Source organism: Serratia sp. NA_112.1 (assembly GCF_052691715.1).
This window is the reverse complement of record NZ_JBQZFO010000009.1, coordinates 151,806-166,604: the sequence shown is the minus strand read 5'-3', so window position 1 is coordinate 166,604 and position 14,799 is coordinate 151,806. Positions and strand designations below refer to the sequence as shown.

Here is a 14,799-nt window from a genome sequence, read left to right as displayed (position 1 = left end):
AGACTGCAGGGTAATATCCCGCGCCGCATCGAGCTGCAGGTCCTTGCCCGCTTTCAACTGACTGCCGGCAATCGTGATATCCCCACTTCCGTCCGCGTGGTTTTTACCGGTCGCCGTTATTGACAGATTTTGCCCGGCGTTGAGCGTGCTACCCTGCGACTGACTGCTGTCGGTACGGGTTTCACTCTTCGACGACTGGCTGCCATAAGAGGCGCTGATGCCCACCGTGTTGGTGGCGCCCTGCGCCGCACCTTCGTCTCCGGGCTGCAAACCGGCAGCGGCGTTTTTCGTCTCTGCCGACGCGGTCAGGGCATCGTCACGTTCCCAGGCCTGTGCAGCCTGCACGCCGGACAGCGCTGCCTTGGTGTTTTGCAGGGCGTTCAGGCGCCCGTCGCCTTCTTTCCTCGCCTGTTGCGCCGAGCTGACCGTGGTGTTGAGTGCGCTACCCACGGTGCCCGACAGCGCCACACTCAGGCCGCTCTGCTTCTGCTCGAAGGTTTCTTTACGTGTGCGCTGATCGTAGCCGGGATCGATAATCACGCTGTCGCCGGTAAGAGCCAGATCCTTGCCCGCCACCAGGTCGGCACCGCCAATGTGCAGTTGGTTGCCCGCCGTAATATTAACGCTGCCCTGGCTGCTGCCGACGGTACTGACGCTTTGGCTCTGGGTCCGGCCTTTCTCGTCGATTTCGTGTTTTCTCGACTGTTTGCCAATGGTGAAGCCGATACCGCCGCTGCCCAGCAGGCCGCTCTTTTTCTTCTCTTCCAGCCGGTAATGCGTGTCGGTCTCGGTGGCCGCACCGATGTCGACGTTACGGCCGGCCTGCAGGTTGACATCCTGGTCGGCAGCAATGGCCGAGCCGGTAACCGTCAGGTCATTGCCGGCGCTGAGGCTGACACTGTTCCCGCTGAGCAGGCTGCCTTTCTCGCGCGTGGTCGTATCGTTGGCGATACTGTGGCTGCTGCTTTTTTTCAGGAAGCCTTTTTTCTGAGACCGCTCTTCACTGAAGGTCGACTCGCGTTCGGTAGCGGTATTGAGGGTCACATCCTGCTTCGCCTGCAGGGTAACAGCGCCCTGGTCACTGTGAAGGGTGCTGGCCGTGGCGGTGATGCTGCCGTCCTGCGCTACCACAGTGACGCCGTCGCGCCCGTTGAGGGTGCTGCCCACCACATTTTCCCGCAGGGTTTCTTCGGCGCGCTCACCTTTGGTTTTCCGTCCGCGACTCTCCTCGTTGGAGACGCGATGTTCGCTGTCGGTGGTGTGGTTAAGGGTCACCTCCTTTTTCGCCTGCAGCGCGATGGCGCCCTGGTCACTGTGCAGGGTACTGCCGGTAACCGTGACGTCACCTTCGCGCCCGATCACGGTCACACCGTCGCGCCCGCTGAAGGTGCTGCCGGTGCTGATTTCGCGCTCGGTTTGCTCTTCGCGATGGCTGCGGGTTTTGCCCTTGCGTTTATTTTCGCTGTCCTGGTCCTGCGTGCGGGTGCGCGCGTCTTTAATGGTCACGTCCTGCGCACTGATACCAATGCGCCCCTCTTTACTGTCAACTTGTGCGCCTGCGGCCAGTAGGCGATTGCCCGCTACCAGGGCCACGCTCTGGTCACCACTCAGCGTGCTGAGCGTCAGGCGTTCTTCCTCGCGGCTGTTGCTGACCGACGAGGTGCGGCTGTTGGCCTCAAGATGCGTTCTGTTGGTGGTGGTTTCAGCCTTGAGGTTGATGTCGCCACCGGCCTCTACGCGGGCGTTGCCCCCCGCCTTAGCCTGGCTGCCCTGTAAGGTGACATCCCGTCCGGCCGCCAGTGATAGGTTGCCGCCGGCGTTCAGCTCACTGCCCAGCGCCTGCTGCCATTCACCGTTGACGTGCGCCATCCGGGAGCCTGCCGCTTCCGTGCCGCCGTGGGTGCGGTTACCCATTGAACCGGAAATAACCTCAAGATCGGCGGTATGGCTACTTTTCGCGGCGGTGATGGTCAGGTTGTTACGCGCACTCAGGTTGAGCGTATCTGTCGCATCAAGCTTCGCCCCCGTGAGCGTGATATCGGTGCCGCGCAGGCGAATATCGTCGGCGCTCATCATAGCCTGGCGCAAGGCATCTTGCAGGTTGGTGCTCAGGGTCAGGCTGTCGGCCTGCACGTCGATGCTGCCCGCTTTGATGTCGCCGCCCTGATGCAGGAACTGCCCGGCATCTACGGTCAGCGCCTTGTCGGCGAACAGGTTACCGGCATTGGTGATGCTGCCGGCCGAGAGCTGCAGGTTACCGCCGCCAATCACCGCGCCATCGCCGGTCAGGCGCAGCGTGGTTTGCGCCAGATACACCTTAGGCACCCACACCGTTTGCAGGCCGTCGGCCGTTTGTACCGTTTCGCTCACCAGCCAGACGATATCCTGTTGCAGCGCCGCAATCTGCTCCGGCGTCAGGGCCACGCCCGGCACCAGATGGAATTCTTGGGCGACTTTAGTGCCATGATTCATCAGTTGCTGGTACTGCGCCATCACATCCCAGCCCTTGACGGACGGTTTGCCGGTCAGCGCCAGCACCTGCTCGCGTACCAGCCGCTGCTCGTAAAAGCCGTCGCCCAGGCGCTTATGGGCCTGCGCGGGGTCATACCCTACGCGCTCGAGCATGTAGTCACTGCTGATAAAGTTGTCGCGGCGGGTAAAGCGCTCGTCGGTCACCACCAGGAATGGGCTGCCGGTCGCCGTGTGCTGGCTGAACAGCGCGTTATTGGGAATGGCGGTGGCCACATTGCCCAGATGCTGTAACTGCGTCAGCGCCAGCTCTGCCGGCAGCAGCGGACGCCCCAGCGGCGAGGACGGCGTGGTACCCGATTTTGTCACTTGCTCGCCCGGCGCAAGCGCCGTGTCGCCATCCTGGCGGCCGGTGCCCTCTACCGTGAAGGCCAGCGGGTTGCGCTCAAGTTCGGCACGTTCGGCATCCACGGCGTTTAATACCGCCTGAAGCTGGCTGATTTGTGCCTGATTGACCGTGGTATTGGTGATGCGGATCCCGTTGATGGTGACCGTGCCGTTGCCGGTGATCACGCCGTCAACGGTCGCCAGCGCCGTGGTCTCATCACGGTTGTACGTCGGATACCAGTGGTGGGTGTCTTTATCCATGTGGTCAACGATATGCTCCTGACGTCGTTCGTTGACCGAGTAAGCGCGGTTGTCCACGCTGCCGCCACCGTCCTGCGTCAAATTACCGTTGGCGGTGATAACACTGGCGTCATTGAGCAATGCACCGGTGATGCGCAACACCATGTTGCCGCCGGCCAGAATGCGCGCGCCAATGCCCTCGGAGACCAGTTTGTCGCGCGTCACCGTACCGGTGGCGGTACGCTCACGCAGGTTGTTGTAATCGGTGACGAACGGCGCGCTGTCGATATCGATGTGCTTCTCGGGGTCCCAGGTCATCACCTGCGTCCAGTCGTGCTCCCAATGGAAGCCGTTTTGGTAAGGCGTCGGGATGGACGCCAGCTGATTTCCCCCGCGCGTTTCATAGAACGTCATCGCATAGCTGCCATCGGCATTCGGCTTGAGCGCCAGGTAGTTGACCCACAGGTCGGTCAGTTGCCCCTTATTGTCTTTGACCCGCACCTGTGCACGCTTGCCCGGCGCATCAATGTTCAGCAGGGTGCCGTAGCGGTTGGTTTGCGCCGCCGCGTCATCCTGGAAGGTCAGTTGCTGGGTGGTCGGCGCCATGGTGTTCTTATCGGGGTTGACCTTTGAGCCATAAGAGCGCCAGTAGTAGTTGTAGCGGTGCCATTTGTAGTCGCGCTTCTCGGCGTCACGTTCAATCACCAGCCCTTCACGCAGGTTGTTCAGGCGACGGGCTTCGACCGTGACATCACCGTCAGCTTCAATAAAACTTGCCCGGTTCTCGAGCAAATCATCACTGCGCAGTGACAGACGGTCACCGCTGTAAAGTAGGGCGCCGTCGCGGTTAGTCAAGCGCTCCCCAGTCTGCAACGTCAGGCTCTGCGTCGCCGCCATCACGGCAGGCGTACCGTGGTTGTCGATGACGCGCCCGCGCACGGTGATGTCGTCACCCATCAGCGCCGCGGCGTTGTCCAGGGTATCGACGCTCAGCGTCATGCTGTCAGCCTCAATACGCCCGGTGTTTTGCAATGCCCCGGTCGTCAGTTGCAGCGTTTTGCTCACCAGGGTGGCCGGATTGGTAATGCCGGCCGCAGTGAGCACCAGATTACCCGGCAGCAACCAGTCCGCCAGGTTGGTAAAGGCGCCGCTCAGAGAGAACGTCACTGTGCCGTTACTGCTGACGGTGTCGCCGGCCTGATGGGTGTAGTCCTGCTGCGCGGACAACGTTAGCGCCTGTAGCCCCAGCAGGGTGCCGTTCTGGTTATTCAGGGTGCGCGCATGCGCTGTCAGTTGAGCCGCGCTCTCCACGCGCCCGCCCTGGTTAAGCAACGTCAGCGACGAGTCGCCAGGGGAGAGAGCGGTGTTAATCTCAAGGTTGCCGTTGGCCAGGATGCGCCCCTGGCGGTTATCCAGCGTGGCGACATCCGTGAAGGTGAGGGGGCCCGCACTTTGCAACCGGCCTGACGTGTTGTCGACGTCACGGGCGGTGATGTTAGTGCGGGAGGTGCTCAGTATCAGCCCGCCGTCGCGGTTGTTCAGACGATCGGTCTGCACATTCAGCCCCGCCTGGCTGCTCATCGTGCCCTGACGACTGTTGTCGAGCGCCCCGGCCTTAAGCCTCATCCCCTGGGTCGACACCAGTTGCCCACCCTGGTTGTTGACCTGCGCGCCCTCAAGTGTGAGCGCGTCGCCGCTGTGCAGCTTGCCTTGCTGGTTGTTGAGCGTGTCGAAACGGTAGGCACCCGAGCCCTGACTGATGAGTGTGCCACCCGCATTGTTCAGTTGTGCCGTTGTCAGGGCAATGCCGCCACGGCTGCTGAATATACCCTGACGGTTATCGATACCAGCCGCTGACACCTGCTGGTCACCATTGCTGCGCACCGCGCCGTCGGTATTTTCCAGTAAGCCAAGAATGCGCAGCGCCACCTGTTGCTGGCCGTCTATCGTCCCGCCGGCATTGTTCAGCGTTTGTGCGTCAAGTTGAAGCGCCTCGCCACTTTGTACTTTCCCATCGCGGTTGTTCAGCGCGCCGCTCAGCGTAAGACGTTGTTGTTTCTGGCTGTAGAGCAGCCCGCCCTGCGTATTGTCGAGCGCGTGGGCGGCGATATGCAGCGCCTCTCCGGCCAGCCACTGACCGCCGGCGTTATTGATGGCGCCGGCGTGTTCGCCGTCTTTGTCGCCCGCGACAGCCAGTTGCCCCTGCGCCGAGACCTTGCCGGCCCGGTTGTCGATGTCCTGCACAACGTGCAGCACCAGATCATGTGCCGACTGTAGCACACCTCGGGCGTTACCCAGCCAGTCAGATGCAAGCTGTGCATCCTGCTGGCTTTGTACGCTGCCGTCCGTGTTGTCAAAACCACGACTGACGGCCTGCCAGCTACCCTGACTGCCTATCCAGCCCTGCGCGTTGGAGAGTGTCTGCGCCTGTAAAGTCTGCGACGATGCGCTGAAAATCCGGCCCTGGCTGTTATCCAGTTGGCCGGTGAATTGCATGTCCAGGCTATCCAGTGCGTTGATAGCACCCTGTCCATTCAACAGATTAGCGGCGCGTACCTGCGTGCGCCCATTGCCGGTCAGGGTGCCGCTCTGGTTGTCCCAGCCCCCCGACAGACTCAGAGACAGCGCCTGCCCACTGAGTACCACACCGGCGGCGCGGTTGGTCAGTTGCCCGCCCTGCAGAGATAAGTTGCCGCCGCTTTGCAGTGAGCCTGTATCGTTGTCGAACAGGCTGGTTGCAACGCCTTTAACGGTGAGGGCCTGTTGCGCGGTCAGCTTGCCAGTGTGGTTGAAAATATCGCCTGCGGCGTCAAGCGTCAGGTTACCGCCGGACTGCAGCCGACCACCGGTATTGTCGAATGATTGCGTGCTGGCGGTGACCTGATGGCCACCTTGTGCGGTCCCCGCACGGTTATCCCAGTCACCGCCGCTTTGTACGGAGAGGACGTTGCCGGCTTCAAGCCAGCCGTCAGCATTGCCCAATGCCTGATGCGTCGTCAGATTCAGATCCTGATCGGCAATGATTTTGCCCTGCGCATTGTCCATTTTCTGTGTCGTCAGCGTGAGCGACTCGCCGCTGATTTCACCCTCGCGATTACCCAGTATCCCCGAGCTGGTTAAGGCGAGCTGCTGCCCGCCCAGCAGCTTGCCGGCTTCGTTGCGGATGTCCCGCGCTGCCACGGTGGTTTGCCCATTCCCCTGCACCGTGCCACGATGGTTATTCAATTCACCTGCGGTACGTACCGCCAGTAACTCGCCGGCACCCAACAGCCCTTGCGTGTTGTCCAACCCCTGGCGGGCATTCACATCAAGGCGCTGCTGGCCAATCACTTTGCCCTGGGTGTTGTCGAGACGGTCAGACGTTGCCGTTAGCACTGCGGCGCTGATTTCGCCGCCGCGGTTGGTGGCATTGCCCGTGGTATTCAGGGCTAGCGATTGGCCGGACAGCAGCTTACCACCGTCATTATTGAGGGTGCCTGCCGTTGCCGTGACGGCCGTTTCGCCTTGCGCCGTGCCGCCACGGTTGTCCCAGTTGCCGGCGTGAACATCCAGCGCCTTGCCGGCGCCAATGAGGCCGCGTTGATTATCCAGGCGGCTGGACGTCAGGTCGAGATTGCCCTGACCGATGATCTGCCCCTGCGAGTTATCCAGCCGCTGCGCCACCAGACGCACGTCATCGCCGCTCAGGGTACCGGACGCGTTATTCATCTCGCTGCCTGCCTCAATCGTCAGGCCGTTCCCGGCCAGCAGGTTGCCCCCGGCATTATTCACCGCGCCGTCAGCAAGGAGCGTGAAGCCCGCCTGGGTTTTTACCGTGCCGCTCTGATTATCGAGTCGCCCGGCATCCAGGCGCAGGTTGCCGTTGCTGCCCATCGTGCCGCCGGCATTGTCGAGCAGGCCACCCACCCGCCAGTGTTGTGCCGCGCCGCCCAGCGCCACCAGGCGGCCACGCTGATTGACCAGTTGACCGGCCGAAAGCAGGAGGTTCTGCGTCTCAATGGCACCGTCACTGTTATCCAACTTGCCCGCCAGGGTGAAGCCGCTCTCACCGTCACCGGTCTGTGACCAGGTAGCCTGTTGGTTGAACAGGTTGTCGGCATCCACCGTCCAGCGCCCGGACTTGACCTGCGCCTGCTGCGCATCCACATTTCCTTTCGTGCTCACGGCCAGCTCACCGCTGTCTACGGTGGATTGGTGCAGTGCCACACCGCCTTCGCGAGCCGTCAGCGCGGTACGGCCGGCCGCAACCCGTGCGCCGCTGATATCCACCCGGCGGCCGGACGCGTTGACATTCTTTTTGGCAAGCAGACTGCCACTGGTACGGATATCGCCCTGGCTATCAAGCTGCAGGTTGGCATCCTGGACCAGCAGGCTGTTGGTATCACTGCCCGCCAGCAGATGGCCGCTGCTCTGTATACCGTGCGCGGCGTTCAGGCGCACATCCCCGGCCGCTGCCAGCGTACCGGATTGCGTTAACATTCCCTCGCGACTCTGCACGGCCAGTTGACCACCGCTATACACTTTGCCGTGCGTCTCGATGTCGCCTTTTGCCGCCAGCTGAATATCACCGCCGGCTTGCGTGCCCGCATCTGGCGCACCAGACTGCCAACTGAGCTTACCTTCGCTGCTGACGGTGAGCGTTTTGCCTGCCTGCACCTGCCCGTTCTGATTGCGCACGCCGACGCCGGCTTCGGTGCCAATCATGCGGATACTGCCGCTGTACATGCCGCCCATCTGGCCCATGTCGATGGCAAGCTCCGGTTTGGCGCTGCCGTTATCTGAAAGCGGCGTCGCGGTTTTACCGTCCGCACTCACCCGGTTACGCCCGGCCACCACCGACACGCCTTCTTTGGCCCAGACGCCGGCGTTGATCTCCACCGCGCGCGCCAGGATGTCGACGTACTCGGTATCATGACGCGCATCGCCGTTGAGCCCACCGCCCTCGATGCGCACCACGCCGCGTTCGACCTGATAACCCGCCACGCTGCCGTCGGCGTTCATCTGCGGTTTGCCGGTGGTCAGCGTCATGCGCCCGGCGTTGATGGTGCCGCAGCCGTTGCAGACAATACCGGCGGGGTTGGCCACAATCACCTGCGCCTTGCCACCGGCCACTTCCATAAAGCCGCGCAGTTGGCTGGGGTTGTTGCTGTTAACCTCGTTGAGGATGACGCGAGCCGGTGCAGCGTTGGGATTGAGGTTGGGGTTACCCTGGATCATCCCGGCCATCTGGGTGGCGGTCATCACCGCCGAGTTGTTGAGGATGGCGCCTTTGGGGTCGACGTCGAATTGTTGATATTGGTTATGTGAGATCCCAGCCTGATTGGGGGCGGTGATGTTGACCTGCGGCAAGCCGTTCTGGGTATTGATGACCTCCGGTCGCTGACCCGGCGCAGCCGCACCGTCCGCCACAATGCCATTCGCCATTACCGGTCCGGCGAACAGGGCCAGTCCCAGCAGCCACACCGACCGTCGCACGGTCACCCACAGACGGTGAGCGTCCGTTATCCCCGTGCCGAGGCGTTGCCCTGGTTCGTTGCTGCAACTACGGGCCAGTTCGGACACCACCCGCAATTCCCCGTGGGTGCGGCTGAAGATGAGGCGGTAGCAATGTTTATTCATGGGTCACATCCGTGAGAAAAGTCAGTCCAGTCAGGTCAATATAAGCACAGTGGTCGGTATCGTGATGTTCAGATTTCCAGATTCACGCTAAAACCCGCGATAGCACCGGAGGTGTGGAAGCCTTCTGGCTTGTAGAGCGGTACGCCGGCAAACAGGTCATAGCTGAATCGTCCCCACAGCGCGCCACGCACGCCGAGTGCACTGCCTACCAGCTGATGCCCCACCAGGTAGCGGGGGCGAGTGCTCGGGCCATCCACCCGGCCATAGTCGGCAGCCAGATACAGTTCGTGCCCGCCGGATAACACATTCCAGGCGATTTCGTTACGCCACAGCAGGCCCTTTTCGCCGGACAGCATCTGCTCACCGTCAAAGCCGCGCACCGTGTAACGCCCGGCAATCGCCATCCGCTCCTGCGGCGTCAGCGCATTCGGGCTCCACTGGCTCCGCAAGCTGGTGTAAACCCGCCACGGCTGCTCGCCCAAGGCAAAGGGGATATTGATGGCTGCATCACCGAGCAATATACCTGTACGGGCAGACCCGTCATGGTTGACCTCCTCCGGTGCGCGCAGGGCGCCCAGCGCCCCGGTTCCGCGCCGCCAACTGATGTTCGCATCCAACGTGGTGGTACCGAAATAACTGCGCTGGTTCAGCCCAATTTCCCAGCCTGCGGTGCGGCGTTTTTGTTGGGTCAGCTCGATGTCATCCGCGTGGTTGGTGGAGTGCTTGCGGTAGCCCCGCAGGTTAAGCGTTAACTTGTGCGACTGGTCGCGGTACAGCAATCGGGAGACGGTCAACTGAATGTTGTCGCTCTTGCCGCTGTAACGCAGCACCTCGTTGGCGTTGGGGATGTTCTGATGGTAGGTGTAGTCGTTGTAGTTGGCCGAGAAGGCCCAATACCCCACCGGGAAAAAGTAGTTCAGCGCATGCGAACGGTTGCCGAACGGCCCGTGCTGAAACACATCCTTGCCGATGTTGGCATAGAAAAGGTCATTTTGCGCAAAGGGGGCATCGATTGCCAGGGTGGCCGAACCGAGATAACGCCCGGTGCTTTTGGAGCCGCTGTCGTCCAACCCCAGACTGAGTCGCACCGGCCGCCCCTCGTGCCAGTTGACCTGCAGGTCACTGGTGGCGTCCTGGGCGCCGGGGATGATTTTGATGTCGGCATTGGCGCTGGGCACCCGCCTGAAGTTCTCCAGCCCCTGCTCGATATCACGCAGGTTGAGAATATCACCGCGTGAGGCCGGAATGGCGTTCCACAGCCGTCCGCGCCAGGAGACCGGTTCATCAAAGCGGATGTCGCCAATACGCCCCGGTTGCAGCGTCAGCGTCAACACGCCCTGAGTCAGGTCCTGCTCCTGCGCCATCACCCGCGTGGTGACATAGCCTTTGGCCAGTATGGCGTTCTGTACTTTATTGATGGCAAGCACAATGCCCTGGCCGCCCAGGCAGCGGCCTTTGGCATCGGCTGCCGCGTCCACCGCCCACTGAAAGCGTTCGGCCGCTTCCCCGACAAGGGTAAGCCGGTTGATGGCGAAGCAAGGGGACTCATTGGCAGGATAATCCGGCAACACGGCCTCGGGACGGGAAAGGCGCGCATCGGCCTGTGGGACATTTTGCTGTTGCAGGGCACGCTCGCGCTCCTGCTGGCGCTGCTGCTCAAGGGCATCAATGGCGGAAGCTGCCCGTTCCGGGGCGTCGGAGGGCGTGGCGGCCATGCCTGGGAAAGCGCCGGCGAAGAGAACACCAGCGAGAACGTGGCTCACCGCCTTCGATGTGAATCCGTGCGAAAGAAAAGTCCTTTTCATGAAAATCCATTTCATCATAAAGTGTAAAGATATGTAATTTGGCGCATTATCCGCCAGCAAGATCAGAAAGCAAGCGAATTATGTTTTCGGGGAGACTGAAGTGGTTTACTGAATTTGGCCACCTGAACAGAGGTGATATGCCCACCTCAGAACAACACAGGTGCTTCAATGAAAAGAAGAAATTTTAGTCCTGAATTCAAACGCGAATCTGCTCAGTTGGTTGTCGATCAAAACTACACCCTCTCTGATGCCGCTAAGGCTATGGATGTAGGTCTTTCCACTATAACGAAATGGGTCAAACAACTGCGTGACATGCATACCGGGTAGCCATGTCCAGTGATGATCCCTGACTCCACTTGGTTTAGCCAGCAGAAGGTCATTTGGCTTTATCCTGCAGCATGTCCGGCAATGCCAGTGCACGATTTAGTCCTTTACAGGTTAACTGCCCACTGTTATTAGCCGGTTTTTCCCCATGCCGCACAAAGATCAGTGTTTCCTGCGTCAGTGCGCTTTGGCCCAATAGCTACAACGCCGCCAAAACACCGAGTAAATTGTGAGCTACTTTGTTAAACATCCTAAACCCTTATGTAATGGCTTGCTGATTTCTCTGCGCTTTTGGTCGCGTTACTCGCTATCATTACCGATGTAACAAAACGGGCTTTCCGCACCGATGCGGCGCCTCTGGGATAATTAAATACTGGCCTAAGAAAGGATTTACAATGAAAAACATTTTCTTTTTTGATGCGATGCTGACGCCGAAAATCATCACTGGTGTCTACTGGCTGTGCCTGCTGGGCATTATTGTTGGCGGGATTGGGGCGATGTTCTACGGTGAGTTTTTCCGTGGTCTTTTCGCAATCATCATCGGTGGCGTGTTTACTCGCGTCTGCTTTGAAATGATCATTATTGCGTTTAAAAATAACGAATATCTGCGCAAAATCTCCGAAAAGCCGTAATTCATGTCACAACGTCGGGCTAGCCCGACGTTGTTCTGCCTGCCCCTGTGGGCATTTAACTTCTATAATCGCTGCTGGGATCATCGTGAATTCAGGAGTGAGCATGCCTTCCAGGGCGATAATCAAATGGACCAAACGGCTGACGATCGTGATGGTCAGCGTGCTGCTCACACTGTTTGCGGTACGGATTTACGATACCCAAAACGGCCCGGCGCTGGAACCCTGGCACACCTTTGTGCCGCATGAACTGTCGGCCACCGAACTGGACAAGACCGACTGGCCAGGCTATCTGGCCGCAGAGAGTCGGGTGTTTGATGAGGTGAAGGCTAACGTCACGGACAAACTCTCCGCCAGCGAACGTATTCCGCTCAACCGCTACTTTGACGGCAGCCCGATATACCCGGAGCACTTCGCCCAAGACTGGAACCGTTCCTATGAACTGTTGCCACAGGGCGAACCGCGTGGTGCGGTGGTGCTGTTGCACGGCCTGACCGATTCCCCTTATAGCCTGCGACACATTGCCGAGAACTACCGGCAACAGGGATATGTGGCGGTCGGTATTCGCCTGCCGGCGCACGGTACGGTGCCGGGTGCGTTGACCGATATTGAATGGCAAGACTGGTTGGCGGCGACACGTTTAGCCGTGCGCGAGGCGCGCAGCAAAGCCGGGGGCGATAAGCCGCTGCATATCGTGGGCTTTTCCAACGGCGGTGCGCTGGCGATGAAGTACGCGCTGGATGCATTGGACGATCCGCAATTGGCAGCTCCACAGCGACTGGTGTTGGTCTCACCGATGATCGGCGTGACCAGTTTTGCCCGTTTCGCCGGTATTGCCGGTTGGCCTGCGGTGTTCCCTGCGTTTGCCAAAGCCGCATGGCTCGGGGTTCTGCCGGAGTTTAACCCTTTCAAATACAACTCGTTCCCGGTGAACGGAGCGCGTCAGTCTTATCTGCTCAGTAATGGTCTGCAACAGCAAATTGCCCGGGGGGCGCGTGATGGCAAGCTGGATAAATTAGCGCCGATACTGACCTTCCAGTCAGTAATGGATTCCACGGTCAGCACCCGGGCGGTGATCCGCGCGTTATACAACGAATTGCCGGCTAACGGTAGCGAACTGGTGCTGTTTGACGTCAATCGTACGGTAAACTTCGGGCCGCTGCTGCGGCCAAATGCGGCTGCGGCGGTCGGCCAACTGCTGCCGCCGCCTCCACGCCGTTATCAGACCACGGTGATCGCCAACGCCTCACCGGAAAGCACTGAGGCGATCGCCAGCGTAACGCCAGCCGGGGCAACTACGGTCAGTGAGCAGCTACTGGGCATGACTTACCCAGCGGATATTTATTCGTTGTCGCATGTGGCGTTGCCATTCCCGGTAAGCGATTCTCTTTATGGCCGTTTTCCGGTGCGGCGTGATGAGTTCGGCATTAGCCTTGGCACCCTTGCTGCGCGCGGTGAAAGCTCAGTATTAGTGGTCAGTCTCGATTCGCTGATGCGTATTGCTTCCAACCCGTTTTTCCCTTACCTGCTGCAGCGCATTGATAGCAAACTTTAGTCGAAACCGAGGATGCTAAATGCGTCGTCCTGCGGGTAGTAACCAAGCAGCTGGCTGGTTTCCTCCAGCGATAGCCGTTTGTAGCGGTTATTGGAAACGCCGTGCACCACCGCATGGTGCACGCCTTCAACGCGCAGGCAGCGCTCCAGCAGATCGGCAGCGTCGCGGTGGCTGAGAAAAGCGCTCATATCGCGAGCGCTGAGCTGCTCACCGGGCTCGAGTGTGGTGAAGTTGGCAATGCGTACCGACAGCGCAGAAAGACCTTCCTGATGGGCAAAATAGGCGGCGATGCCTTCGCCAAACGCCTTGCTGACGCCATACATATTTTTCGGTTTTGGTGCGTCCTGCGGCCTAATCTGATAATCCAGCGCATAACCTTCTACCGCCTGTGCGCTGCTGGCGAAGACTACGCGCTTACAGCCGGCGTCTTTTGCTGCGCGGAATATATTGAAGGTGCCGAGGATATTGTTATCCATCAGCGAGTGGCAAAAGTCTGCATCGGGGGAGGGATCGGCCGCCAGGTGCAACACGGTATCGATATCGGCGCAGGCCGCGCGGCAGGCGGCGATATCGGCAATGTCGAAGCTGATGATCTCATCATTTGGCTGCAGGTTGATCAGCCGCCCGAGGTCTTTTTCCGCCAGCCGCAGTGGGTAGCGATTTCCCACCGATTGGCGGAATGCCGTAGCCACCCGGCCGCCCGCGCCGGTAATCAGAATTCGTCCAAATTCAGTACGCAAAATCATGATCTCAGCCAGCCCCTAAAGTCCATTCTGTGGTGACCAGTAATAATCCGCTGCGTCAGATTTGTCCAGTATCAAATTAGAATGTCTTATGATTTAGCGCGCCAGCGGGCATTTTTCCCCAATGATTTCGGCCAGGAAATTCATGACCGCGCGCACGGCCGTCGAGCGAGCCAGGTCCGGGTAAGTGACCAACCACAGCTCGCGAGTCGGTGCCGCTATTGAAGTCGGCATTGTCACCATGTCTGGGTCACCATCGGCAACAAATGTCGGCAATACTACCGCTCCCAGTCCCGATCGTGCGGCTTCTTGCAACGAGAACAGGTCGCTGGCCTGAAACACCACCGGACGACCCTGCAACAGCTGTTGCAGCCATTGCTGATGGGGCTGGTTTTGGTAGTGGTGGTCGTAGGCGATAAAGGCCCGCGCCGCCTCCGGCAGGGCGGCGTGCTGTGGCGTGGCATACAACGCGTAGCGCATCATGCCAATGCGCTGCACCAGCAGGTCCGGTTGTTGTGGGCGCACCATGCGCACCGCCACTTCGGCGTCACCGCGATCCAGTTCGGCGATAGCCGATTCGCCGGAGAGTACCAGCGTAATATGCGGAAAATTATGGTGAAATTGCGCAATCTGCGGGGCAATAACCCGCGCGGCAATCGACGGCGGGGCGCTGATGCGCACCTGAGTTTGCGGTGTTTCACCAATGCTGCGCGCATGGCGGACAATGGCGTGGCTTTGGTTTTCGATGTCGGTCGCCAGGCCGGCAATGACCTTTCCGCCCTGCGTCAGCGGCGTGCTGCGCGGCAGCCGCAGGATCAGCGGCACGCCGAGTGCTTTCTCCAGTGCTGCCACCCGTCGCCCTACCGTGGCGTGATCGCAACCCAGCTCCCGTGCCGCTGCCGACAATGAACCGGTGCGTGCCAGCACCACGAAGTGTTTGAGATCCTGCCAATCGAACATCAGTGAATTCCTGCACAGTATTACCGCGAATTTACGGAATATTCACACAGGCTGGGACATGATTCAAT

Annotated in this window: 6 protein-coding genes and 2 pseudogenes; 3 read left to right on the top strand and 5 right to left on the bottom strand. The window is 60.1% G+C overall.

Going from position 1 to position 14,799, the window contains the following annotated elements; genetic code table 11:
- Together ACUTQ5_RS17375 and ACUTQ5_RS17370 are read right to left on the bottom strand one after the other, a co-directional pair.
- Positions 1-8,715: two-partner secretion domain-containing protein (locus ACUTQ5_RS17375; RefSeq protein ID WP_445652253.1), on the bottom strand; the 8,715-nt coding region annotated here is incomplete at its 3' end.
- A 68-nt stretch (positions 8,716-8,783) separates the two neighbouring features.
- Positions 8,784-10,430 (bottom strand): ShlB/FhaC/HecB family hemolysin secretion/activation protein, encoded by a 1,647-nt coding sequence (locus tag ACUTQ5_RS17370; RefSeq protein WP_445652259.1) that lies wholly within the window; start codon positions 10,428-10,430, stop codon positions 8,784-8,786.
- 258 nt (positions 10,431-10,688) lie between these two features.
- On the opposite strand from ACUTQ5_RS17370, the pseudogene ACUTQ5_RS17365 reads away from it, so the two are divergent.
- Positions 10,689-10,844 (top strand): annotated as a pseudogene (locus tag ACUTQ5_RS17365) (transposase); the annotation flags it as partial.
- Between the two features lie 70 nt (positions 10,845-10,914).
- Here the strand turns inward: ACUTQ5_RS17365 and ACUTQ5_RS17360 are convergent.
- A pseudogene (locus ACUTQ5_RS17360) lies at positions 10,915-11,040 on the bottom strand (histidine phosphatase family protein); the annotation flags it as partial.
- 199 nt (positions 11,041-11,239) lie between these two features.
- Here ACUTQ5_RS17360 and ACUTQ5_RS17355 point away from each other — a divergent pair.
- Together ACUTQ5_RS17355 and ACUTQ5_RS17350 are read left to right on the top strand one after the other, a co-directional pair.
- Entirely contained in the window at positions 11,240-11,476 is a 237-nt protein-coding gene (locus tag ACUTQ5_RS17355; protein ID WP_445652252.1) for a DUF4282 domain-containing protein, read from the top strand.
- A gap of 103 nt (positions 11,477-11,579) precedes the next feature.
- A complete protein-coding gene (locus ACUTQ5_RS17350; protein ID WP_445652251.1) occupies positions 11,580-13,028 on the top strand; it encodes an alpha/beta hydrolase in 1,449 nt (482 codons plus the stop codon).
- Here ACUTQ5_RS17350 and ACUTQ5_RS17345 read toward each other — a convergent pair.
- On the bottom strand, positions 13,025-13,774 hold the full coding sequence (locus ACUTQ5_RS17345) for an NAD-dependent epimerase/dehydratase family protein (protein WP_445652250.1): 750 nt from the start codon (positions 13,772-13,774) through the stop codon (positions 13,025-13,027). The genes ACUTQ5_RS17350 and ACUTQ5_RS17345 overlap by 4 nt on opposite strands.
- Before the next feature lie 93 nt (positions 13,775-13,867).
- Positions 13,868-14,731 carry a LysR family transcriptional regulator gene (locus tag ACUTQ5_RS17340; RefSeq protein WP_445652249.1) on the bottom strand — a complete coding sequence of 288 codons (864 nt, stop codon included), beginning with the start codon at positions 14,729-14,731 and terminating at the stop codon, positions 13,868-13,870.
- Between the last annotated feature and the right edge of the window lie 68 nt (positions 14,732-14,799).

Excerpts from the sequence above, each read along its gene's own strand:
- ACUTQ5_RS17370 (WP_445652259.1), bottom strand. The coding sequence starts at position 10,430 with ATGGCCGCCACGCCCTCCGACGCCCCGGAACGGGCAGCTTCCGCCATT.
- ACUTQ5_RS17355 (WP_445652252.1), top strand. The coding sequence starts at position 11,240 with ATGAAAAACATTTTCTTTTTTGATGCGATGCTGACGCCGAAAATCATC.
- ACUTQ5_RS17350 (WP_445652251.1), top strand. The coding sequence starts at position 11,580 with ATGCCTTCCAGGGCGATAATCAAATGGACCAAACGGCTGACGATCGTG.
- ACUTQ5_RS17345 (WP_445652250.1), bottom strand. The coding sequence starts at position 13,774 with ATGATTTTGCGTACTGAATTTGGACGAATTCTGATTACCGGCGCGGGC.
- ACUTQ5_RS17340 (WP_445652249.1), bottom strand. The coding sequence starts at position 14,731 with ATGTTCGATTGGCAGGATCTCAAACACTTCGTGGTGCTGGCACGCACC.